Raw genomic sequence first — 23,686 nt, 5'->3', positions numbered from 1 at the left:
GTTAGTCTAACCATGGAAGGATGGGCAAAATGATTGAGTTTGTATCCAAAACTGACCCACAAATAAAACTTGGTCGCCACGATGTGGTCACTGATGACAGTGCTCAAAACTATATTGTGCTACGTAATAAAGAGCCGCTTAATCTTGATGAGCATACGATGCTGGACTGCATTGATCACTGGGCTAAGCGCTCTCCAAATACGGTTTGCATGCGCGAAAGAGCAGCGGATGGTTGGTCGGAGATATCTTACAAAGAGTTTGCCTCTAGAGTGAAGAGTATTGCCACTCATTTGGGAACTTTAGATATTTCAGCAGACAAGCCGCTTATGATAATAGCGCCAAACTCTATCAATCATGCGTTGGTAGCATTTGCAGCGATGACACTTGGCGTGCCTATTACCCCTGTGTCTATTGCATATGCCGTCTATGGCAATTCCTTCGAGCGCCTGTCTAGTATCATCGATACGGTCAAGCCTGGTGTGATTCATTTTAGTAACACCAATTTATTTAAAAAAGCCGCAACCTTCATCCTTGAGCATCACGACATACCTTGTATTGCTTTTAATTCAGATATGGATGATATCCCTGCGATTCGAAGCTTGCCGCAAGTGACAGAGGCAAATGTTGAGACGAGAAGAGCAGCGGTTACCCAAGACACTATTGCTAAAGTCATGATGACTTCAGGCTCTACGGGTAATCCAAAAGGCGTTATCAACACCCATCGAATGATGTATAGCAACCAATTTGCTCTTTATAAGATGTGGCCGTTTTTGAAGGATATGACGCCCAGTTTGGTAAGTTGGTTGCCATGGAGTCATACCTTTGGTGGCAACGTATGTGTCAATATCGCCTTGTTTAATGGTGGCACCTTAACCATCGATGATGGCAAACCTGTACCCGGACATATTGGCAGAACCATTGAAAATATCTGCATGATTGAGCCCAACATTCACTTCAACGTACCCGCTGGTATTGAAGCTTTATTAGCAGAATTTGAAGACAATCATCGACAAGCGCGCAAGTTCTTTTCAGTTGTAAAAGTCATTTTTATTGCCGCTGCTGCCTTACCTGAAAAAACCAGAAATAGATTAGCTGAGCTTTCCATTGAGCTGGTCGGCACGAGTCCAAAGCTTTTGGCTGGCTGGGGCTCTACAGAAACCGCTCCTTTTGCAACGTGCTTAAACTTTGAGTCTGATGTCGCCGTTAATATTGGTGTTCCTATGCCTGGCACCGAGATTAAGTTAACACCGGTGCAGGATAAGGTGGCACTTGCGGTACGTGGTCCCAATGTGACGCCAGGGTATTGGCGCAATGAAAAGGCAACGGCTGAAGCTTTTGATGCAGACGGTTTTTATTCGATGGGTGATGCAGGTCGATTAATCAATCCAGACAACCCATCTGAAGGCCTAATTTTTGATGGCAGAACGTCTGAGAATTTCAAACTGCGCTCTGGCACTTGGGTCAATGTCAACGCGATCAGAGTCGGGGTCGTGACGGCATTAAAACCTTATTTTTTAGATGCAGTTATTACAGGACACAACCAGTCGGAAATTGGTTTACTTATCGTGCCTAATATTGAGCGTTTGGCCAAAGAGTATAAATTGAGCGAAGAGCAACAAAATGCTGCCCATTTGCAACAGGTAGATGAGGTTATTAGTCAGGTCATTAAGCTATTGCAAGAATATAACGACGTGTATTTCAGCAATAGCACCAGGATAGGTAGGGTTGCCATCATACCTGAGCAACCATCAATTGAAAAAAATGAAATAACTGATAAGGGCTATTTAAATCAAAGGGCTTTATTAGAGAGTTGGTCAGAACTCATCGATAAGATGTATGACGAAGAAAGACAATCGAGTATTTACTTTCATTCTTTTTAAACCACAATCACTTATTAAACTAAAACCGCTTACTTTTAATTACGGAGAACTACCAATGTCAATGAATATCCGATCAATGGTTGATCACGAAAATGGATTAATAGATAGACGTATTTTTTGGGATGAGGCTATCTATCAACAAGAGCTAAAGCAGATTTTTGCACGCTGCTGGCATTTTGTCGCCCACGAATCACAAGTCAAATCCTTTGGCGACTTTATCACCACTTACATCGGAGAAGATGCAGTTATTGTCGCGAGAGCAAAAGATAAAAGCATCAACGTCATGCTTAATGCTTGTCCGCATCGCGGCAATAAAGTGTGCTTTGCCGGTGAAGGTAAAATTCGCTCATTTGTCTGTAATTATCATGGCTGGGCGTTTGGTCTAGACGGTAAGCTCAATGGTATGCCTGCAAATGAGCTGTATGACAAAACCGAAGGCTTTAACAAAGAAGACTGGGGCTTGCATAGAGCTCGCGTCGAAACTTATAAAGGCTTGGTCTTTGCAACTTTTGATGAAGAAGCGCCGTCGTTAGGAGAGTATTTGGGTGATTTCCGCTGGTATTTGGATGCAATCTTGGACGTAGACGATAAAGGCACTGAGTTTTTGCCTGGGACGACACGCTCATTACTTAAATGTAATTGGAAATATCCTGCTGATAACTTTGTCGGTGATATTTATCATGCTTTATGGACGCACCTTGGTGCGGCAGAGGCAACACTTAAAGAGGCTGGCGGCATTATGGTCAGTAATGAAAATTCTTATCAAGCCAGTGTCAATGGTCATGGTTGGGAATTTTCATTAGCCAATAACTTTGGTAATGCGGCGACCATGGGCGACAAAGATATCATCAAATATCTACGCTCTCGTGAGCAAGAGATTAGCAAGCGATTAGGGGTAGCACGTGGAAAAATGCTAGGTTCGGTGGCATCGGGACTTATCTTCCCTAACTTTGCTTTCTTACCTGGTTACCTAACCTTTAGAACTTTTCTACCCAAAGGACCAACAGAGACAGAACTGCATAGCTGGACGTTAGTTCCAAGCGAAGCATCGGACGAGATAAAAGATAAGTGGCGACTGGGCGCTATGCGTACTTTTTCGCCAAGTGGGATTTTGGAGATGGATGATGGAGAAAACTGGGAACATGCCACGCTTGGCAACTCAGGATACGTCACTCGTAATCAAAAATTGTGCTATGCCATGAATCCAACGAAGGGCGAAGCGGTTCCTATTGACTTGCCAGGTACGGTTACCAAAGGTCAGTTGAATGACGCCAACCAACGTCTGTTTTTCAAACGCTATACCGAATTTATGGAAGCTGGCAGTTGGGCTGATATTCCACTAGCAGAGTCAAAATTCTAAAAGGAGCTAACCATGACCAGAGATCAGTTATTAGCACTTGAAGCTAAAGGTAAACATGTAGATATTCAGACTTTTTTTGATATTCAAAGGTTTGTCAATCATGAAATATATCTGCTAAATCACGAGATTCTTGATAAATGGGCAGACAACTTGGAAGACGATTTAATTTACTGGGCACCTATTCGCGAGAACATTCTGCGTAGGAACCGTACGCCAGAAATTACCACAGCTAGAGTATCCTTGTTTGAAGAAGACAAAGATTCAATCATGATGCGCCTAAAACGCAATGATAGTGGCATGTGCTGGACAGAAGATCCGCCAACCCGTCAGGTAACGGCGATATCAAACTTAGAGGTCTTTCATACCGATAAAGCGGACGAGTTTGAAGTCCATAGTGTATTTACTTTATACCGCAGTCGCTTTGAGCGTGATGACTCTACCTTGATGGGACGCCGTAAAGACATCTGGCGCAAAGTAGGCGATGAGTATCGTTTGGCTGGACGGCTGATTCTGCTGCAACAATCTACGTTACTGACCAAAAACCTAAACGTATTTATGTAGCGCTTTATAAAATTTAATAGGTGATTTTAAGGCAATAATATGCAAATGCTATTGAATAGACGAGTGATTATCACTGGCGCCGGCAGCGGTATCGGTAAAGCTATTGTAGAAAGATTTCTGCAAGAAGGCGCTAAAGTGCTTGCTGTCGTACGCAAACCTGAACAAATAGAGGAGTTTTTAACCAATGAAAACTTCTGTTATGTGGTCGGTGACGTCAATGATTATGCGACCAACCAATCCGCTGTCGATACGGCAATTGAGAAGTGGGGCGGGCTTGATGCCATGGTAGCCAATGCTGGCGTGTGGGATTTCTTTAAAAAGCTGCAAAAAATGTCGGCGCAAGAGTTAGAAGACGGTTTTGAGCAAATCATGTCAACCAATGTCAGAGCCGTATTGATGGCGGCTCATGCCAGCTATGCAGCTTTAGAAGACTCGCGAGGCTGCTTTGTAACCACAGGTTCTAATGCCTGTTTTCGTCCGGGCGGTGGCGGGCCTTTATATACCGCTTCTAAATACGCACTGCGCGGAGTCGTTGCCCAGTTAGCATTAGATTTTGCGCCTAACGTGCGCGTCTGCGGGGTTGCGCCAGGTGCCACGGATACACCAATTGGTGGCACTGATGGGTTAAATCAGACGGGAAAATCAATGAATAAAGATCGCGAGCGCCTAGAATCTATGGGCAAACATATCCCTCTAGGTCGTGTCTCCTCTCCTGAGGAACATACCGATCTTTATGTCATGTTAGCAAGCGCGAAAGGCGCACGCTATGTAACTGGCACTATTTTAGTCAGTGATGGAGGATTATCTGCCGGTCAGTAGTACTTATCAAATGTGCTTTTAATTCTGACAATAAGCAATAGCTGTAAAAATAACCAAACATAACTTTCATATTTATTTTGTACTCAAGGAAGAGTCTATGACAATCTCTGTGCCTAATGCTGTGCCAAAAAAACCTGCAGTAATGTATATGACATTATTCATGTGTTTTTGTATTGCCATTCTAGAAGGGTTTGATATTCAATCAATCGGTGTGGTGGCGTCATCTATTCAAGCGGAATTTAATTTAAGTAAAGGGCAGCTGGGCTGGATTTTTAGCGCCGCCACTTTGGGCATGTTTCCAGGAGCAATCGTTGCTGGACGTCTCTCAGATAAAATTGGTCGTAAAAAGATACTCATCTTTAGCGTCGCGTTATTTGGCATTATGTCACTTATGACGGCATTTACCACAGATTTTAATTCCCTAGTAATAGTACGTTTTCTCACCGGCATCGGTATGGGCGGTGCGTTGCCTTTGATGATTGCGATGTCATCAGAATCTGTACCTGAACGTTGGAGTGCCACTGCAGTTAGCGTAATGTATGCAGGCGTACCCTTTGGTGCTGGTATCACTGCACTAATTGCAGGAGGATTTACCGGTATTGGAGAATGGAAAAATATTTTTTACTTAGGTGGACTAACACCGATTGCTCTTGTGCCACTTCTCTTTATTTTCTTAAAAGAAACATATACCAAAAAAGAAGTTAGCCAAGATGCCGTGACAGAAAACACTGATTTTAAATTTATTTTATTTGGGGAAGGGCGTACGGCAACCACCATTCAAATCTGGCTAAGTTTCTTAGGTACCTTAATTGTTTTATATTTTATCTTAAATTGGCTACCGGTTCTGATGCAGAACAATGGTTTGAGTCTAAAAAGCGCGAGTAACATCCAAGTCGCTTATCAAGTAGGCGGAGTTTGTGGCGTGCTGATTTTGGGTTGGTTGTTATCTAATATCAAGCTTAGGTCAGTCGTCATCATGATTTATATTGGTATTTTGGTCGGACTTTCTGCCTTAACTTTCTCCAAATCCCTAACGGCACTTATATTAGCCTCAGGTCTTTCAGGATTTTTTATCACTGGTGGTCAGTCAGCTTTATATGCGTTAGCGGCTAGAGCTTATAGCAAGAACATGCGCGGTACAGGAGTTGGCGTGGCCGTTGCTATGGGACGTGTTGGTTCGTTCGTAGGACCTTTATTAGCGGGTGTCATTTTCTCTTATAACTCGAATTCTTCATTTGTCATTGGAAGTAGTATTCCGGTGATTATTATTGCTGGTGTCGCGGCAATACTACTAGCGAATAACATCGCTCGGCGTGAAAAAGTAGATCAAGCTCTGCTTTTAAAGGCTTAGATACATGAAGAATATTCGGTGTTAATTAATCTTATAAAACGGACTTTATTGATAGAACCATAGGGAATAAAACAATCATGCATAAACTCAAAAATATATCTTTGGCAGTGATGGCTTGTGTGCTGTGTACACAGGCGCAAGCAATAGAACTGGTCAAAAATGGCGATACCACCTTTAGTGTTGGTGGCTATGTTAAAGCAGAAGGCGTATTTGCCTCTCCAGATAAAGGAGAGTCTGATTTCGAGGGCAATGCTCGTGAGTCTCGCATTAACCTCACCACTACGACGCTAGTAGATAATAGAAAACTAAAAGGTTTCATTGAAGGGGATTTTTACGGAGACTATGCATCAGGTGGCTCCAATTTGCGATTGCGTCACGCTTATTTACAGGTAGATAATGTGACGGTTGGTAAGACTTGGAATGGTCAGTTTTTTGCGGTCGCTCCACGTTTGACTGAACAACTTGATTTCTGGGGCACTGGTTTTGGGACCATCGCTGGTAGTGGGATTTATGCTCGTCCAGATTTGACGTTGCATTATGCTAACAAGGGACTGCGTTTGACGGCTCAAGACCCTGTTTATGAAGAGGCAGATTTGCCGGATATGGTGGCAAGCTATAGTGATGATATCTCCAATATTGGCTATACTTTAGCGGTTACTGCTCGTGAAGCTGGAACGGGAGTTGGAGATGAGTTGGATTCGGATTTAGGTCTGGGCGTCTCATTAGCGGGTAAGCTAAGCTTGGGCGACGGCTCGCTACATGGTAGTGTTTATACAGGTAAGGGCATGGGGGTTTATTCTGGTGTGTGTACGACGGGCGCACTAACGCCAGTCAGCCTAAATTGTGATGCTGAAAATGGTGACCTGGTTTCGCAAACTGGTTTTAGTATAGGCTATCGTCATGTCTTTTCACCAAAACTGCGGGGTAATATGCGTTACGGAGAGGTCAATGTAGATAATGAGGCAGACACCTCTATCGATATTAAAAGTGCCAACCTTATCTACACCTATTTACCAAATCTTGATCTTGGGGTTGAATGGCGAGACCGCAGTGACACGACGCTTCCTTGGAGACAAGCGGGTCAGGAAGTAGAGGTTATGGCGAAATATACCTTTTAAACACTCCACACTATGCTTTGCTAAAATTTGAGCAATAAAAAACCCTTACAAGTCGATGACTGTAAGGGTTTAAATTTGGTGGGCCCAGTAGGACTTGAACCTACGACCAAAGGATTATGAGTCCTTGTTTTTACAACAACAATACACAATAACTATCAATAAACACCTATGTAAATATGCCTAAATCCCTCTGATATAAGGGTTTAGGTCTGAACTGCTATATAAGCAACAACAACCAAATATATCTAACGATAAATTCAAAGTATCAAAATAGTATCAAAATTAATAGTATTGATACTATTTAAATTTTTAAGAGGCTGTGGCTGCTACCTATCGATGATTAACATTAAGGGATAAATATTTAGTTCAAAGTATCAAGAAAGCTAGGTCATAGCTGGCTTTCTTCTTTATATAGTTTATATTAAAGCTATTCTATAAGTTGTATACCGCTTCTAACTATAGTCAATCCACAATAAAAGAGATGCAACTTATATCATGAAAGAGTTTAGGGAGGCTATTCTCTATCCACCCTTGGCGCAGAAACTTAGCTTGTACGTATTTTTTCTCGATGGGATGTAGGTCAGGGCTATAAGTTACGATATCCATGCCTATTGAGTAGTTTTTGGTTGCGTATGTGAAAGCTAGTTACTCGAGCACAGATCTCACTTTGCGCTTGGGCAAAGCAGTGCTTTGCTTTACCTTCTCTCATATCCATTACAATCACGCATTTGGCTTTAAGACTTGGGATTAGTATGTGTTTGCACCAGTGGTAAAATATGCTGATGTTAATGTTGTGCTCAAAGTAATCAAACCCCAATGTTAACAACATCACCTGAGAAAAATGAATTTCATACCTCAGCCTTCTACGCTACAAAAATAATAGCATGTAGATATTTTTCGACCCATCAGAATAAAATAAATCCATGGCATAGAGAGATGTTATAGATATTTCGTAAAACATAATATTGGGGTATATGCCACCTAACAAATTATAGTCTAAATTAATATTTGATCTACTCTAGCATTGAATAATTCCTCGCTATCGATATTAATTTTAAAGCTATATCTTAATAAAAATAAATAGCAGATCAATTTTTTTTAAAATTACAATTTCCCAAGTTGGCGTCTACAGATTTGACAGCAGAGCTCATTCTACCACTGGTGCAAATACACGCTAATTCCAAGTCTTAAAACGAAATGCGTGATCGTCATAGATAATGCTTGGTTTATAAAAATAAAAGCACTTAAAAATTACTAAATAGACATGCCCGTCGTATCCTTTGTCTACAACTCTATAGCCCTGAACTTAATCCCATTGAAAAGAAATGTTCACAACCTAGTTTTCTACGCTAGCGCTGGATTGAGAATAATTTAGACCAACGATATTATGATATGGAATGTATCGATTTTATATTGAACTGACTATATCTCGCAAATTCCGATAATTGAAGACCTTATAATAATGCTTACCGTTCGTCGGATATTATTTTTAGCCTTTATGTTGGTTGCTATCATAACGAAAATCAATAAGCGAGTTAGCTATTGAAATCTGAGTTTAAACATATATAAGGATCTGCAATGAAGTTTACAAACCTACTGATAGCTATTTCACTGTCATTGACTTCTTTAAGCGTTATGGCTGGTTTGGGTGAAGTGGAAGGCCGTACTACTTGTACTGATATTGAGCCCGTAGCAAAAAAGGTATTAGAAACCTCTGGTTGCTATTACTCAGGCTCAATAGGAGCTAGTAATTCATATGCAATCACCGAGCTTGACTTCATATTAGATAATTCCGACAATTTTAGTATCGTAGATAATGTTTGGTTTGAGCATGACAAGAAGGGTAAAGTAATTAATAAAAAGACTGTTGTAACGTATAGTGGCCTTAAAGCTAAAACGGTAATGCTTAAAGTAAAGACATTGAAAGAAGTATCTAAACAAGAAATTGAAAAACGTAATAAGCAACCTAATCCTAAGTTCTCTGATGTTTTATATTGTTATAAGATCATTGAGAAAGGACATGACGCTGCTACGTGTGTGCCATATGATCTGATTCTCAAAATATCCTAGTATAGTCAATATAGGACAGATGATAAGCCTATCCGTTTTAAAGTGATTGTTGATAAAGAAAGACTTTAAGAGATATTCTCTTAGAGTCTTTCTTTATCAGAATATATTGAGCTTATTGCTATAAATCAATTCATATAGTCTATTGAATAAGTCATCGTTTAGTTAATGTTGTTATAGATATTGTATCGACTTTATTTAGATTGGACTAGATAGCTTTTAGTGCCGCTAATTTTATTTTATAGGGAAGAATAATAGTGCTGAGTATCGAGCAGAAGATATTTATGCATAAAATAGGACTGGGTTTTCTGACCCTTGCTTATTTTATAATAGAAATTGTAATCAACTATCAAATTTATAATCAACTATCGGTCGGGAGTACATTTATCTCCATCGACGTTATGGAGTTTTGGGGGAAAATAATTACGGGTTTAGGTATGGCATTAGTCTTAACACGCCTATTTTTTATTTCAGCCTCTCAGATGTATCAAGACTCAAAATACGCAAAAGTACCAAGAAGTACCATTAAAACTTTCTTTTTTATATGTATTGCTACTATTCCAGCCAGTTTTTTACTGCAAAACTGGCTCATAAATACTATTGTTGATAATTCAGATGCTGAAGAAAGAAATAAGGCAGTACTGGTTGCAGCCACACACAACGCTGTTGTACCTTTTTATACTTTTACTAATACAAAGTATAATGCTAGCCAGCTTGAGTTGGAGTGGACTGAGAAATTAATTTACCCATTTATAAAGGAGCGAGAAGTCAAGGTTATTGACTTCCGTGAAGAACGTAAGATTGAAGATATTTATGCATCATATAATGAGATATTTAGAACGGCTGCTGATAAATGTGTACATATTGGTCGTGAAAGCCTGAATTTAGATGATGGCTTGGATAGAGTTTTCTTTTCTTACTCTGCATTAAGTAGTGGGTCAGCAAATAACGAGCTATATAAGCAAGTGATTACAGAATACTATACATGCATGTTTGATAATAAAAAATTTCGTGATGCTCACACTGCTAATGTACCTTATAAACAAGCACTTTTAAATGATATGTTCTGGGGATATTACTGGCCAGGGGTTGATAAGTGGCGCAGCGCAAAAAACAGTTCTCTAGATCATGCTAATAGAGCATGGCGAAAAGGCGCTGATCATTATTTTGGTTTTAAAACGACAATAAAACCACTCACTCATGTCAATGCTTACTCTGAATTCCTAGGTCACCCAGACGTGAGAAGATATTATAATGAAAATGCCGGGCCAGATGCTAAGGGCTTATTCCCCTACGATGCTAACTATAAAGAGAACTATAAGGCGTTTCTTATATCAAAGCTGCCTGAAGCAGTTATACCTACTTACACAGATAGTGATACACCTGTGGTCGGTCGTAGATACAATCTATCCTATAAGCAAATGGAGGACATACCCGATGAAGAGATTGAGAGTGCTGGAAAATTGGCATATAAGGCAGTAGTTATGCCTATAGTTGCTTTAGGGTTGTCTGCATTTTTCTTAATATTCAACTTAGTTACTGTTGGTTATTCTATCACCCTAAGAATCATGTCTAAAAAATCTGCGCTTATATTATTACTAATAGTTTTATTTTGGTTTATTATTTACCCTAATGTATCAGTACTTAACGATTACGAGGGCCAACCTTTACTTAATGACCAATCAACAATCATCAAGACATTGTACTTCAATGAAAGTATTTTAAGTAATTTTTATGACTGGTTTAGCGGCTGATCAATATCCAAATATTGATGAAAAATAAATTTTACAATATCAGTTATAAAAAATAAACCCTGCTATTATTAGATACTAATAATAGCATTAATTACTTAACTTCAATCCTAGCATATATCGTTATAGTCAGTTCAACATAAAATAAAACCCTGATTGAGCTATGCTGAAGAAATTGTAGAGATAAACTTGATAAACTAACGACTCGATGAGGAGTGAGATAATACGACAATCCCGGAGCGGTTCACTAAAGAGATAAAAAATTAACTCTATAAATACTCAGATATTATCAAGGGTAGTTCAAACCCCGATATTAATAACGTCACCTAAGAAAAGCAAATTTCATACCTAAGTCTTCTACACTATATAAACAATAGCATTTAGGGTCTTTTCGAGTCATCAGAGTAAAATAAATCCATGGTAATGGAGAGGTTAATGATATTTCGGACACCATAATATTGAGGTGTTTACCACCCAATAAGTTATAGTTTAGATTAATATTTGGTTTACTTTAGCATTGAATAATTCTTCGCTATCGATATTAATTTCAAAAACAACCCTTCATAAAAATTCTTTAAAATTATGATCTCCTAAGTTAATGTCTACGGTTTCTTCGGCACAGTTCAAGTGTTTATAGTGCACTAATTTGTTTGGCGCATCAGTCAGTTTAGCAACATAAATGATACCAGTAAGTTATCGATGGTCTCCAAAGTTTTTGGCCAATTCATCATCCATCCAGTCAGGATCAGTAATTAATAACTGGATCTTACGTGCGTATTGATAGTTAATTAATCACTCTGCTTTCTCATCAGTGTGAATCAAAGAACATAGCAATAGTCGCAAGTATTGTAAATGACATTTCGACCTCTATAGTGACCGAAAAATCAGAAATTACAAACAAAATCTGCTTCTAATTTGCTTGCTGTTCCAGACGAAAGAGGCTCAAAGAAATTGCTTTTTGATCCAGAATATCTAACACTTCCATCTAGATTGTAACTAGTAAAATATGTAGTTTTAACTCTCATTGGATTGCTTTTACAATCGTAAGAATTAAAAACTATAAAATAAATTTTATCTTCGATGGCTATTCTTTTGGAAAGCACTTGTTTGTACTCACCTTGTACTGATATTGATTCTATATCAACGTAAACGTACCTTTTCTGCTCAGGGTTTGAATGAACTTGAACCCAATTTGATGCATTGGCATAAGTAAACAAAAAACCAAAAAATAGTATTACAGCCAATTTTTTCAAAAAAACCTCACAAAAATAGTTAAAGTTAGTTGCAAGTATAGAATTACCGCTGAAAATAGCCTCAAATTACCCACTTAAGGTACGCCCATAAATACACTGAGATCGACCATAAAATACAATACCTACTAAGATCAGCAATTTAAATACTGATCTTAGTACTCACTACAGGCAACGAACGGTAATCATCCCAACTATAAGAAACTTATCCAATAGAATTAAGTTGCGTGATTTAGTTTCTGTATCGGCGTAAAGCCGCCATCGCCATTGCTTCTGACAATGGCAAATAATTACTAATAGCTTAATCAAATACAGTCTGTGTAACTAAAATCTTTTAAGTTAGTTTCTACGCTATTGGCAGTATGTATCGGGAAGTATTAGAACCATGAGTTATACTTATCATAATCACTTGTATTAGAATCAGACGACGATGCATTCGGTACATGATTATCTGAAAGCTCAGGCCGTCTTATCTTAGCAGGTTCCGGCTCATTTACAGGTTCCGGCTCAGGCTCAGGTTCCGGCTCAGGCTCAGGTTCATAGTAGGGCTCAGGCTCGTAGTAGGGTTCTAATAATGATTCTGCAACCCAGGCTACTTCTCCACTAGTCAATTGAAAGCCCATCCATCTGCCTATGGATTCATCATAAGTTCCAAGATACATATATGGACAAACTATCTCACCTTTTTGTATCAAACCAATAACACTATTGTCATTTGTGTTTGCACTATTCCGAACATTTACACCAGCAGAAGCAACTATATATTCAACTTCATTATTTCTCACGCCACATCTTGAGTAAAGAATATCTCGTGGGTATTTAGAAAGTGTCAGGCTTGACATCCAACCCATAGTTCCTCCATTGCTAGCTACATTAATCCAAGTAATACTTCCATCTTCAATTAATGGTGAGTCAGTTTGAGTTAATTTAGTATTATATTCGAGCTTCATGACAATAGGAGAGTTTAAGCTTGGTCTCTGTCTTAGGTTCGCCTCATCCGACATCACATATAAAAATTGGTCTGTTAGTTTAGGAGGGTTTACTTCTTCAACTTCATTGTATGCTGCTGTAGGCTCATAGGTCCCTGCATCCGATACTTCTTGTTGTGCATTGTAAAGGTCTTCTGCGGCATTTTCTGTATTTGAACCGAAGTCAGTGGCTGCTAGTACTATGATGACTCCTATAAGCAAAAGAAAAATAATAATTGCTAATTGAGATTGCCCTTGACCCCACCAGCTGGCTTTTACATTCGTATTAAGATCATTAGGTTTGTTATTCGTATTTATGTACACAGGAGTATGATTAGTATCATCCTCTCTGTTTTGATGCTGTATGTCTGGCTGAGATGTAATGGTCTTTAAGTTAGGAGTAGGCTGAAGGCCATGATTTTTTTCAATAACCAGTAAGGTAAGGGTGTTTTCCCACAATTGTGGAGTAGGTCTTCTGTCTTTAGACTTTATATCGAACGCTAGATGGAATAAAGATTTTAATTTATGATTAATATTATCGAAGCCCTTATGTTCAGGTGGCATCAAGCTAATATGGCTACTACCTCCACCATGAACAAAAAGATTGTTTTCAACTTTCTCATCAAGAGTAACTAAGTGGTTATAAGGGGGAGTAAAAGTTGCCGAGTAAGGATGAGCTCTGAATATTATTTCATAAATAATAACTGATAAAGGAAATCTTTCTTGTGACTCATTATATATATTAGTACTTATATTCATCCCTAGCGCCTCAGGAGGTGTATACCCTGAGATATCTCTTGAATCAAAGTTAGTGATCTTATGAGTTTCATTATTATTTTCTAGAATTAAGTCACATTCGATCAATGAAATTCGACCATCATTAGTTACCATGATATTGGTAGGAAAAAGGTCTGTAAAAATATACCAGTTTGTCTCATTAATAGAACGTATTGTTTGGCAGATATTTATGCATGTCTTCAACCTTAACTCGTAGCTAGCTAGTGTATTCTCTGCAAAAGCTTGCCACTTATTACTATATTGCTTTGTGCTGTTAAAAATCTCATCTAGAGATAGACTGCCATTTAATGCTAATGGCATTAAGTAACCCGCAAAAACATTGTTTTCATCATAGACACAATGTGATGGCCAGCATATCTTTGAATCGTTGCTAACATCAGTCTGCGGTTGGTGATTGACCATGTATTCAATTTTCGGTTGCACATTCATGCTTTGATAGGCTTTTGAAAACTTTTTGAAAACTAAGCCCTTAAGCTCAGAGGTAGATGATGGCTTGATGTTATATAGCTCACCGTTAGAGCTTTTGCTTATGAGAGCAGTCGTTTGAAAGCTGGCATGTAATCCATTCTGATCTTTAATATAAAATGATGTCATAAATTAATTCTTAATTATTTAGGTTCTATTAAAGTTAGAGTGCTTTAAATATATATGGGTAAACCTTAAAGTTCATTACCGTTATATTTATGTGAAGTAATAAAGGGGTTGATAGCGCAGCTATTGGTAAATAAACGACTATTTATTTACTAGAATTAATACGCCATATTTACTAATTTCTTGGAATTACTCGCTTAAATTAGCGTGCAAATAATCAACGCCATATCTTTCTTTATTATGAGTGACTATAAAAAGTAGCTCACAATAATTAGGTTACGGTATACCTGTTGATGACTGGTTTGGTACTTAGTGCAATCATAGTGACTGAATGGCTTAGTACTACAGACTTTGCATACTCTACCAATGCTAAATTAATTTTTTTTGCCGACAATAAATGCCTATCCATGTGACTATTTTAGTAAGGTGTGGCGTGGCATTCTTTAAGGTATCTCATTGTTTTTTAGCAAACTTAAGTTGGTTTCTGGGAGGATTATCTTCTTTGAAGATTGCTATCAATTCTAGGTTATATGACTGAGCTTTCCTTTGATATATCTTGTGAGTTTTAGTTTTCTCTGTGATGGATAACGCTAATTATATTCTCTAGCCTAAAAATTTTCTGCTTACAGGTTTTTTCTGTAGTTAAAGTACTGTTTAAATTTCAGTATAGCTATTCTTTTAAAATGATACAAATGATAACATAGGGTTAATATTTTAAAAACAATATAATTTTTCAAGGCTGACAAAAGTGGATAAAGTTTTCAATAATCCTTATAGGGTTTTAGGCTTAGTAAGCCCTATAACTAGTAAAGAACTAGCTAAAAGAACAAGCGATTTAGAGACTTTTGTGGATTTCGGTAAGGTTAAAGATTATCCGCTTGATATGAGTGCTAGCAATAACCTACCTATAAGAACATTGGAGTCTATACAGGACGCTGCTCGAAACCTCGAAAGTGATAACGATAGAGTGTTTAATGCACTATTTTGGTTCTACCAATACGATACGGTTGACGAGATTGCTTTTGAAGCTATAGAAAATAATAATTATCGTAAAGCATATGAGTTGTGGGACTCACAGATACTCTCTAACTCAAACCCTAAGTTCTCGTGGCTTATAAACGCTAATGTCATATCATTATTTGAGCTTAAGTCGTCAGGTTTTGTTTATGGAAAGCTCTATGAAGTTGTTGAGCGTTATGGCTCAGTTATCAAAGAACTAGATAAGATTAAAACTAATGCCTTACAGTCTAATAAGAATATTGTAGATAATAGCTCACTCAGTAAAACGATGATTGACAGTCTTATTGAGTATGCTTCAAGTATGGAGGGTAGTGTTCTTGAGTTATTAGGGGCGTTCTCAAATTATGCTGAGGATATGCAGGATTATGCTGAATCTAAAATTATTAATCCCTATATAACTGAAATTCAGGATGTAATTGATGAAGTTAAGCACGGCTTAACTGAAGAAGAAAGCTGGGCTGTTTACGGTTTGGTTGATAAATTAAAAGATAAGGAACCCTTAGTTCGCGAATTAGACCTTTATTGTAATAATTATAAAGTTCAAAGAGTAGTCAATGATTACGCTGATACGGCTAAGAGGTGCTCAGTTTTTGCCAACAATGAGCTGGAAGAGTCTGGGTTTGCTAAAGACATAATTGATTGGGCTCATGAGTTACCAGCTTACGGTGAAGTGAAAAGTAATATTGCAGATAATAAAAATAAGTTAGAGGAGATAATAGAGGAAGAATCTGTCAATAAGATTTTTATAAATATATTTGCCTATCTAGAAAAAGAGATTTATTCAATTGCTGATGCTGAGTGGTTACTGAATAAGATGGTCGCTGAGCTAAATGTTATTACCGTACAAAGTGCTAAAGAAGAAGAGCTATTCAGAAGTTTAGCAGGAGCATGTGCTTTTAAACTAATTGGTAAGATTTTAGAAGTCTATAAAGATACTTTTGAGGAGTTTAAAGAGCAGCCAGACTTGAATAAGTTAAATGCAACTATTAATGAATGTTACGACTTGATATCCAAAATACAAAGAGAGTTTTGGTATATCGATATAGATTCTGAAACAGAAGAGTCTATCAAAAAGGCGTATAACCATATAAGTAGCGAAAGATCAGATATACAGCAGGTAGTAAAAAAAGCAGGTGGCAAAAAGCACCTTCCAGCAGTTGCTACTCAGGATAAACCGATAATTGGAGGTGCCCTTTATACGATAAGTAACATGACGGGTATAAACTCCACCTATCTTAGAGTTGGATATGTCATAGCAGCGCTATTTACAGGAGTTTGGCCACTCATCGTCCTATATGCAGTAATGACAATCATCAAAAGCTTTCTTGAAAATAATGTAAAGTAAAATAATTAAAGGCAGCTGTAATGAAAAAGACCATTTTATCCGCTTTAATATGTAGTAGCTTTTTTGTTGTAAATTCCACCTCATCATTTGGTGCCATTCAACAAAATATGACGCCTGAGGATATTGTAGCTATACAAGAGACCATAGTGCTACAGCAGCAAAAAATTAGTGATATACAGTCTAGCAATGAGAAGCTATTAAGCGCTTTTGAAAAACAAGGTGCTGACTATAAGGCAGAAAATAAAGAGAGGCTTGAACAACTCTCTGAGCTTAAAATAGCATTAGAAGACGTCAATACTAAGCTTGATGATACCAATCAATCTATAACTACATTAGAGAGCACCACAAAAATATCTGAGCAAAACTTGAAAAAAGATATTGATAGCTTAAGCGCAGATACAGCAGAAAAAACCTCTAACTTAGATAATAAATTCACAAACCACTCATTGCTAGGCTTGCTAGGTTTACTAGGTCTACTTGGAATCTTGGGTGGGGTCTATTGGTATTTGAGAAAGCAGCATAACCAAGAAAACGTAGGCTTAGTCAATAAGGTGCAGTCTGCGCTTGAAGGTGTGAAAAAAGCGGAAGAGAATATCGTCCAATCTGATGCCCAATTAATAACACAGCTTAATGAAGTTTTGGCTAAGCTCAAGTTAGAACATGCTCATTTAGCTGAAGCTGCTACCCTAAGCGCTAGCCCACATATGCTTTCAAATAGTGAAGATAATATCGATCATGGTCTGGCTATTAAGCTTGCAGATGAAATTCATCGTATGCGTAGACGCATAACTGCGCTACCAGAGGATACTAAAGGGCTTAAATCATTGAGTAAGTCTCTTGAGAGGTTAGAGGACGAGCTTGAAGATAATGGCTATGAGGTGATTGATTATCTGGGTATGGATTATACCGAAGGAATGGCAATTAAAGCCCGATTTATACCCAGTGATGAGCTGAATGAAAATGAAAGTATAATCACCAGAGTAATTTACCCTCAGGTCAGCTTTAACGGGAAGATGGTTCAAGAGGCTGATGTTGAAGTGAGTGTTGGTTAGAAAAAATTCAATTAATAATAAAGTATAGGAATGTAGATATGCGTCAAAAAGTAGATTTTGGTATTGATTTGGGCACAACCAACTCTGCGATTGCAGTCATGCAAGATGGTGACTCTGTAATCATTAAATCAGATGACGATCAGGGCGATACCACACCCTCCTGTGTTTCTTTTAATAAAAAGCAGATTATGCGTGTTGGTGAGAAGGCAAAAAATTCAATAGAGCAAGAGGCTATACAAAATCTTGTAAAACATAAAGCGGGAAATCCTAACGGTTATCAAGAGTTTAAGCGCAATATGGGTACCAATTATCTCTATGAATCCACATTTATGAATAGAAGTTATACTGCTGAAGAACTCTCTGCTGAAGTGCTTAAAAAACTAAAAGGTTATGTCAGAGATGAGAGTGTCACTTCTGCTGTGATTACAGTCCCTGCTATGTTTGAACAAAGTCAGTTAGACGCTACGCAGCGGGCTGCTCAGCTAGCAGGATTTAGCTATTGTGAGCTACTACAAGAGCCTATTGCAGCCTCAATTGCTTATGGTGTTAAAGCAAATAGCCAGTCAGGCTACTGGCTAGTATTTGACTTTGGTGGTGGTACTTTTGATGCAGCATTGATGCATACGGAAGATGGCATCATGAAAGTAGTTGATTCAGCAGGCGATAACCACCTTGGTGGTAAAGACCTGGATACAGCAATAGTGGATCATTTGTTTATACCAGAGATTCAACAGCAATGTGAAATAGAAGACACTATTTCTAGTTCAGCTACTAAGGTAATACTACAAGAAGCATTGAAGAGATATGCAGCAGAGGCAAAGATCAAACTATCATCAAGTGGTCAGTGGAACGAATTTATTGATGATCTAGGTGAGGATGATAATGGAGAAGATATTGAATTTGATATCACAATTACATTAGATCAATATGAAAAAGTAGTCACTCCTATATTCCAGCAAGCTATTGATATCACCCAAGACTTAATTAAACGTAATAATTTAGAGCCCAATGACTTAAGCTCGCTTATTCTAGTAGGTGGTCCAACGTTCCAGCAAACGCTACGCCGTATGCTAGCAGAGCAAATCACAGATAAGATCGATACCAGTATAGATCCTATGACGGCCGTTGCTCGAGGCGCGACCTTATTTGCTTCCACTAAAGACATTCCTAGAGAGCTGCAAAAGCGTGATACTACAAAGGCTCAGCTTATCTTAAAATACCCTGAGACCACAGTTGAAACAGCTGAACACTTAGGTATTAAAATTGACAGAGCCTCATCAGACTCTCTACTGCCAGAGACATTCAATTTAGAAGTCCTGCGTACCGATGGTGCTTGGTCGTCAGGTAGTTTAGCTATAGACAATGATGTTGAAATTATTGAGTTGCACTTAAATACAGGGAAAACCAATCACTTTGAGCTAAAGCTATCGAGTAGTGATGGTACGATAATTCCTTGTCAGCCAAGTACCATTACTATTATTCAAGGTCTAAAAATAGCCAATGCGACATTACCTTATAATATTGGTATTGAGGTTTACGATACCTTGGTAGCCAAACAAGGTGTTTGGCCGCTGGCGGGATTAGAGAAAAACAAAACACTGCCAGCGAAAGGTAAAGGCACGTACAAGACGATGCAGGATGTTCGTCCAGGAGTGGAAGAGGACATTATAACCATTCCAATCTATGAAATTAACTTTGATAAAGAAGGTTCAAAGGCTGTTTTTAATAAGCGCTTTGGTGAAATTATTGTTTCGGGTAAGGACTTGCCTGGATTTTTACCTTCAGGCAGCGATGTTGAGGTTACTTTAAGTATAGACTCTTCACGTATTGCGAGATTTGAATTGTACTTTCCATCGCTAGATGAAACTTACGAAAAGCAAGTAGCTTCAGAGATTAAAACGGATATCTCTTCCAGTCAATTGAAGCGTGAGATTAATGAGGCACGAACAGTAGCACAGGAGCTATCACATTCAGGTAATAAAGAAGCCGATAAGAGAGTGCAAGAGCTTGATGAAGCTGAGCGATTACTTGATGAGCGTAGTGATGATCGTGATACCAAAGAGAAAGTTAGAACAAGTCTGACTAAAACATTAATTGAATTAGACGAATATGAAGAACAAGGGGCTTGGCCTAAAGCAGAGCTTGATCTTGAAGATGCTATTGAAGATTTGCGTGATATTAATAGTGAAAAAGGGAATGCTCAGTTTAGTAGTTTATTAACTGAGTTTGAAGCACAAGCCCGCCAGATTATATCCAAACAAGATGCGCAAAGTGCTGCAAAACTAACAGACGAAGTTAGAAGTGCTGCATTTAGCTTACATCGTCAAGATCCTGCTTTCTGGGTTGGTATGCTAGAGTATATGGATTACGGGTTTGACGATATTCAGTGGACGGATCGTGATGCTGCGTTTAGAGGAGTGCAACATGCGAAACGTTTGTTACAAACAAATCCTTCTCTTGACCAGTTGCAAGATGCTGTTGTCACCATTATGGGGCTAATGAAACCTGAAAGTAGGGCTGAAATGAATAACGTTGATACTAGTCTGCTGCGTAAGTAATGAGATGATGAATTCAGCATTTATTCGTGGTGATTTGATTGATGGTCGTTATCACGTCGACTTTTTTCTATATGAAGATGATATAACTGAAACATATAGAGTTAAAACCAATAAAAATGAGCTTAAATATCTTAAGCTCATTAAGTCTGAGTATACGTCTATTTTGGAAGTAGAAGCACTAAAAGAAGCGCTAGGCTTGATAAATAAAAACGGTCACCAAAGTATCCTAAGCTGCTCTGATTTGCAGAATTTAAGCGTAGAAGGGCAGTCACAGTATTACTTTATACACGATTTCGTTCATGGGGAGTCTTTAAAACAGCGATTAGATAGAGAGATTAGCATAGTTGTATATGATGCTTGCAAGATTATAAGAGCAAGTTTTGATGTACTGTCAAATGCTGGCATGGCTTCTACTCGAGTTTTAACTCCAAATGATATCTTTATAAACTACTTAGATGAAAAGGGGAGTGTACTTATATTCCCTTTAGATTTAACCCGCTATATAAAACATACAGAGTCATCTATACCTCGCTATTCATTGGCTTATCAAAGTAGAGAGGCGGAACATAATACGAACTATTCACTAGCAACTTTGCTGTATAGGTGTCTGTTTGGTTTTTTACCTTGGCAGTATGATATTGAATGGAAAGCAACTTACAAAGCAGTACAGTATCAAATATTTTCTTACCGAGATTCAAACCCTCTAAGTCAATCAACCTTTTACTCTCAGCACATACCGGACGATTTAAAAAGTATTGTCTTTCAAACTCTAAATAATATAGGGGTAAACGAGTTTAGCAAGAAGTTAGACTTATTTATAAAGCAATACTATGAGTTTCCTTATTATGACGATATTCAGCTACCTAATAGTGAGACAATAAACATCAAGCTTAAGGTATCAAAAGGCTCTCAGTATAAGAGTGATCATGTTGGTCTAAGCAAAGTAGCAGGGATGAGGGATCTGAAGTCCCTATTGACCACTGATATTATTGAGCCTTTAAAAAATAAGCAGGCTTATAAGGAATATGGGATTGAGCCACTTAACGGCTTATTGTTTTATGGTCCCCCTGGCTGTGGTAAAACTTTTATAGCAAAACAGCTTGCTGCTGAATTGGGTTATACATTCTTTGAAATTAAGCCTTCTGACTTGGCTAGTGTTTATGTTCATGGCACTCAAGAAAAGATTGGTAAGCTATTTTTAGAAGCCAGTCTTAAGGCACCTTCGGTGATATTTATTGATGAGGTTGATGCAGTAATGCCAAGTCGTGATAGTGCACATATGGGTCAACACTATTCTTCAGAAGTTAATGAATTTCTCGCTCAGCTCACAGAATGTAGTGAGAAAGGCATTCTTACCATTATGGCTACAAATAGGCCTGATGCAATAGACAAAGCGATTCTAAGAACTGGTAGAGTTGATAAAGCGGTTTATATACCTCTGCCTGACTTTAATACTCGTAAAGAGATGCTGAAGATTCTTTTGGAAGGACGACCTATAGATAGTGGTTTGGATCTTGACTCTATAGCCATGTTGATGGCGCATTACACCTCTAGCGATGTTAATTATATAGTCAATGAGGCGGCCAAACTTGCGCTGAAAGAAAGTAGTAAAATTGGTTATGGACATTTAACGGAAGTGCTTCGCAAAACGAAATCATCTGTTAATTATGATCAACTCGAAAAGTATGACTCTTTTACTGACTTTCAAAGGTTCTAGTTTTTCTGTTTTTAGACCTTAATCCAAGCTATGAGAATATTGGTTACGAACTATCTGAACCGCCCCGATATTGTCGTATTCTCTCAGAATGTTAAGTCTCCTACAATCCCGGGGCAGTTCAGATGTCTAGAATTAGTTGAGAACTATGTTTTTACCAAGGAACGAAGTTAGTCCAAGCATAAACATAGCCAATAATCACTAAACTATCTATTTCTTCCTTAGAAACTACCTCGTTTGGGTAATCTGTATTCTTACTCTGAAGCAGCAAGCTGCCATCTGACTGACTGAATAATGTTCTTATACCAGAGAAATTATATCTTCTAATTAGATAAGTGTTGCCATCCCGAATTGTTCTTTTGCTTAAATCGACTGAGCATTGAGAACCTCGCATGATTATGGGCTCCATGCTGATGTCTTCTTGATTATAATATAATGTCTTTTCAAGTTGAGCTTTTGAGCGCTCCGCAATTTCAGAAGGTGATCTTAGTGATTTGTTCGAGTATTTAAAATTAGTTAAGTCAAAAAACTCATCTATCTCCTGTAACGTATCCCTATTTTCGTACATATCATCTATTGTTATATGTGATTCAAACCATCTCTCATATTCCTCTGCCCCATATTTCTTGTATTCCTCTACTTGTTTTTCTTGTTCAGCAGATAACTCAAATTGCTGTTCATATTCACAATGCATATGATTTTCGAACTCATCACGTAAATACCGGATGCTATATGGAAGGCTAGGGTCTAATCCTAGTTTCTTAATGTAAACTTGCCTATTGTTTTCTTCAGCTGTATTTAAATAGTCCATAGCATCATCAATATCTGCATATGAAGTATAAGGATACTCACCATTCAAGATCCAGTATTCTGGTTCATCTAAAACTTGAGAAAGACGAAGCAAGTACTCTCCACTCGGGCAGGCTTTTCCTCTAAGCCATTTCGAAACACTTGATTTTGACACACCTGTTGTTTTCACGATGTCCACTTGTCTAAGACCTTTATCATCCATACATTTCTTAATTCTAGCTGCAACTTCTTTGAGGTATTCGCTCATAAGACACTCCCTAACTGAGATATTACTAAAGTTTCCTACATGTAATTTTAACACGGGAAACTTTAGTGTGGAACTTTATTTAAGTTATGGATTGTCATCTACTAAGCCAAATAATAAAAGTTGAATAATACTCAAGAAGTGAAAAGTAAACTTATCATAGTAAGTGGCAATCGTACGGTAATACTTAATTTTGATAAATAAATTCTCACTCAGACGAGGGGCTTTATAGAGCTTTTGTCAAAATCCATTAGCCATTAGCCATTAGCCATTAGCCATTAGCCATTAGCCATTAGCCATTAGCCATTAGCCATTAGCCATTAGTTATTAGTTATTGGCTAAAACTGGTGACACTTAGATGGTATCACTGCATGACCTCATACCACTCTCTTAACCAACTACTACAACGAATATAAATCATACTAAAGT

15 protein-coding genes are annotated in these 23,686 nt (G+C 38.1%); 12 read left to right on the top strand and 3 right to left on the bottom strand.

Translation table 11 applies throughout. The features are described from left to right. Positions 1-29 precede the first annotated feature (29 nt). The 8 genes from AC2FA3_RS04050 (at position 30) to AC2FA3_RS04015 (ending at position 10,910) form a co-directional block, all read left to right on the top strand. Positions 30-1,880 (top strand): AMP-binding protein, encoded by a 1,851-nt coding sequence (locus AC2FA3_RS04050; RefSeq protein ID WP_490508437.1) that lies wholly within the window; start codon positions 30-32, stop codon positions 1,878-1,880. Positions 1,881-1,935: 55 nt separating this feature from the next. Further along, a complete protein-coding gene (locus AC2FA3_RS04045; RefSeq protein WP_490508436.1) occupies positions 1,936-3,240 on the top strand; it encodes an aromatic ring-hydroxylating oxygenase subunit alpha in 1,305 nt (434 codons plus the stop codon). Between the two features lie 12 nt (positions 3,241-3,252). After that, complete coding sequence (locus tag AC2FA3_RS04040; RefSeq protein ID WP_201610703.1) at positions 3,253-3,801, top strand: 3-phenylpropionate/cinnamic acid dioxygenase subunit beta; 549 nt, start codon at positions 3,253-3,255, stop codon at positions 3,799-3,801. A 39-nt stretch (positions 3,802-3,840) separates the two neighbouring features. Then, on the top strand, positions 3,841-4,620 hold the full coding sequence (locus AC2FA3_RS04035) for an SDR family NAD(P)-dependent oxidoreductase (protein ID WP_490508435.1): 780 nt from the start codon (positions 3,841-3,843) through the stop codon (positions 4,618-4,620). A gap of 97 nt (positions 4,621-4,717) precedes the next feature. After that, positions 4,718-5,971 carry a 3-(3-hydroxy-phenyl)propionate transporter MhpT gene (mhpT, locus tag AC2FA3_RS04030; RefSeq protein WP_490508433.1) on the top strand — a complete coding sequence of 418 codons (1,254 nt, stop codon included), beginning with the start codon at positions 4,718-4,720 and terminating at the stop codon, positions 5,969-5,971. A gap of 77 nt (positions 5,972-6,048) precedes the next feature. Beyond that, positions 6,049-7,089 carry a hypothetical protein gene (locus AC2FA3_RS04025; RefSeq protein ID WP_490508432.1) on the top strand — a complete coding sequence of 347 codons (1,041 nt, stop codon included), beginning with the start codon at positions 6,049-6,051 and terminating at the stop codon, positions 7,087-7,089. A 1,578-nt stretch (positions 7,090-8,667) separates the two neighbouring features. Next, positions 8,668-9,159, top strand: a complete 492-nt coding sequence (locus tag AC2FA3_RS04020; protein ID WP_490508431.1) for a hypothetical protein — start codon at positions 8,668-8,670, stop codon at positions 9,157-9,159. A gap of 281 nt (positions 9,160-9,440) precedes the next feature. Next, positions 9,441-10,910: a hypothetical protein gene (locus tag AC2FA3_RS04015; protein ID WP_490508430.1), complete on the top strand. Its 1,470-nt coding sequence runs from the start codon at positions 9,441-9,443 to the stop codon at positions 10,908-10,910. Between the two features lie 881 nt (positions 10,911-11,791). On the opposite strand, the gene AC2FA3_RS04010 is transcribed toward AC2FA3_RS04015, so the two are convergent. Beyond that, complete coding sequence (locus tag AC2FA3_RS04010; protein WP_296240447.1) at positions 11,792-12,160, bottom strand: surface-adhesin E family protein; 369 nt, start codon at positions 12,158-12,160, stop codon at positions 11,792-11,794. Positions 12,161-12,534: 374 nt separating this feature from the next. Beyond that, entirely contained in the window at positions 12,535-14,517 is a 1,983-nt protein-coding gene (locus AC2FA3_RS04005) for a hypothetical protein (protein WP_490508429.1), read from the bottom strand. A 745-nt stretch (positions 14,518-15,262) separates the two neighbouring features. On the opposite strand from AC2FA3_RS04005, the gene AC2FA3_RS04000 reads away from it, so the two are divergent. From AC2FA3_RS04000 to AC2FA3_RS03985, 4 genes are read left to right on the top strand one after another with little or no spacing between them, the layout of a single operon-like run. Beyond that, a complete protein-coding gene (locus AC2FA3_RS04000; RefSeq protein ID WP_490508428.1) occupies positions 15,263-16,879 on the top strand; it encodes a hypothetical protein in 1,617 nt (538 codons plus the stop codon). Positions 16,880-16,899: 20 nt separating this feature from the next. Further along, positions 16,900-17,931, top strand: a complete 1,032-nt coding sequence (locus tag AC2FA3_RS03995) for a hypothetical protein (protein WP_490508427.1) — start codon at positions 16,900-16,902, stop codon at positions 17,929-17,931. Positions 17,932-17,969: 38 nt separating this feature from the next. Then, positions 17,970-20,489 (top strand): Hsp70 family protein, encoded by a 2,520-nt coding sequence (locus tag AC2FA3_RS03990; RefSeq protein WP_490508426.1) that lies wholly within the window; start codon positions 17,970-17,972, stop codon positions 20,487-20,489. A gap of 4 nt (positions 20,490-20,493) precedes the next feature. After that, the gene (locus AC2FA3_RS03985; protein ID WP_490508425.1) at positions 20,494-22,206 is read left to right on the top strand and encodes an AAA family ATPase; all 1,713 of its coding nucleotides are present in this window, start codon (positions 20,494-20,496) and stop codon (positions 22,204-22,206) included. A 151-nt stretch (positions 22,207-22,357) separates the two neighbouring features. Here the strand turns inward: AC2FA3_RS03985 and AC2FA3_RS03980 are convergent, their stop codons facing one another. After that, positions 22,358-23,260: an XRE family transcriptional regulator gene (locus tag AC2FA3_RS03980; RefSeq protein WP_490508424.1), complete on the bottom strand. Its 903-nt coding sequence runs from the start codon at positions 23,258-23,260 to the stop codon at positions 22,358-22,360. Positions 23,261-23,686 lie beyond the last annotated feature (426 nt).

This window comes from Janibacter sp. CoH_79_TC_3 (assembly GCF_058197955.1).
Note: the sequence above shows the minus strand (reverse complement) of the source record. Positions and strands in the feature narration are given on the sequence as shown.

What these genes read in the sequence shown, in the direction of transcription:
- AC2FA3_RS04050 (WP_490508437.1), top strand. Translation starts at nt 30, where the DNA reads ATGATTGAGTTTGTATCCAAAACTGACCCACAAATAAAACTTGGTCGC.
- AC2FA3_RS04045 (WP_490508436.1), top strand. Translation starts at nt 1,936, where the DNA reads ATGTCAATGAATATCCGATCAATGGTTGATCACGAAAATGGATTAATA.
- AC2FA3_RS04040 (WP_201610703.1), top strand. Translation starts at nt 3,253, where the DNA reads ATGACCAGAGATCAGTTATTAGCACTTGAAGCTAAAGGTAAACATGTA.
- AC2FA3_RS04035 (WP_490508435.1), top strand. Translation starts at nt 3,841, where the DNA reads ATGCAAATGCTATTGAATAGACGAGTGATTATCACTGGCGCCGGCAGC.
- mhpT (WP_490508433.1), top strand. Translation starts at nt 4,718, where the DNA reads ATGACAATCTCTGTGCCTAATGCTGTGCCAAAAAAACCTGCAGTAATG.
- AC2FA3_RS04025 (WP_490508432.1), top strand. Translation starts at nt 6,049, where the DNA reads ATGCATAAACTCAAAAATATATCTTTGGCAGTGATGGCTTGTGTGCTG.
- AC2FA3_RS04020 (WP_490508431.1), top strand. Translation starts at nt 8,668, where the DNA reads ATGAAGTTTACAAACCTACTGATAGCTATTTCACTGTCATTGACTTCT.
- AC2FA3_RS04015 (WP_490508430.1), top strand. Translation starts at nt 9,441, where the DNA reads ATGCATAAAATAGGACTGGGTTTTCTGACCCTTGCTTATTTTATAATA.
- AC2FA3_RS04005 (WP_490508429.1), bottom strand. Translation starts at nt 14,517, where the DNA reads ATGACATCATTTTATATTAAAGATCAGAATGGATTACATGCCAGCTTT.
- AC2FA3_RS03995 (WP_490508427.1), top strand. Translation starts at nt 16,900, where the DNA reads ATGAAAAAGACCATTTTATCCGCTTTAATATGTAGTAGCTTTTTTGTT.
- AC2FA3_RS03990 (WP_490508426.1), top strand. Translation starts at nt 17,970, where the DNA reads ATGCGTCAAAAAGTAGATTTTGGTATTGATTTGGGCACAACCAACTCT.
- AC2FA3_RS03985 (WP_490508425.1), top strand. Translation starts at nt 20,494, where the DNA reads ATGATGAATTCAGCATTTATTCGTGGTGATTTGATTGATGGTCGTTAT.
- AC2FA3_RS03980 (WP_490508424.1), bottom strand. Translation starts at nt 23,260, where the DNA reads ATGAGCGAATACCTCAAAGAAGTTGCAGCTAGAATTAAGAAATGTATG.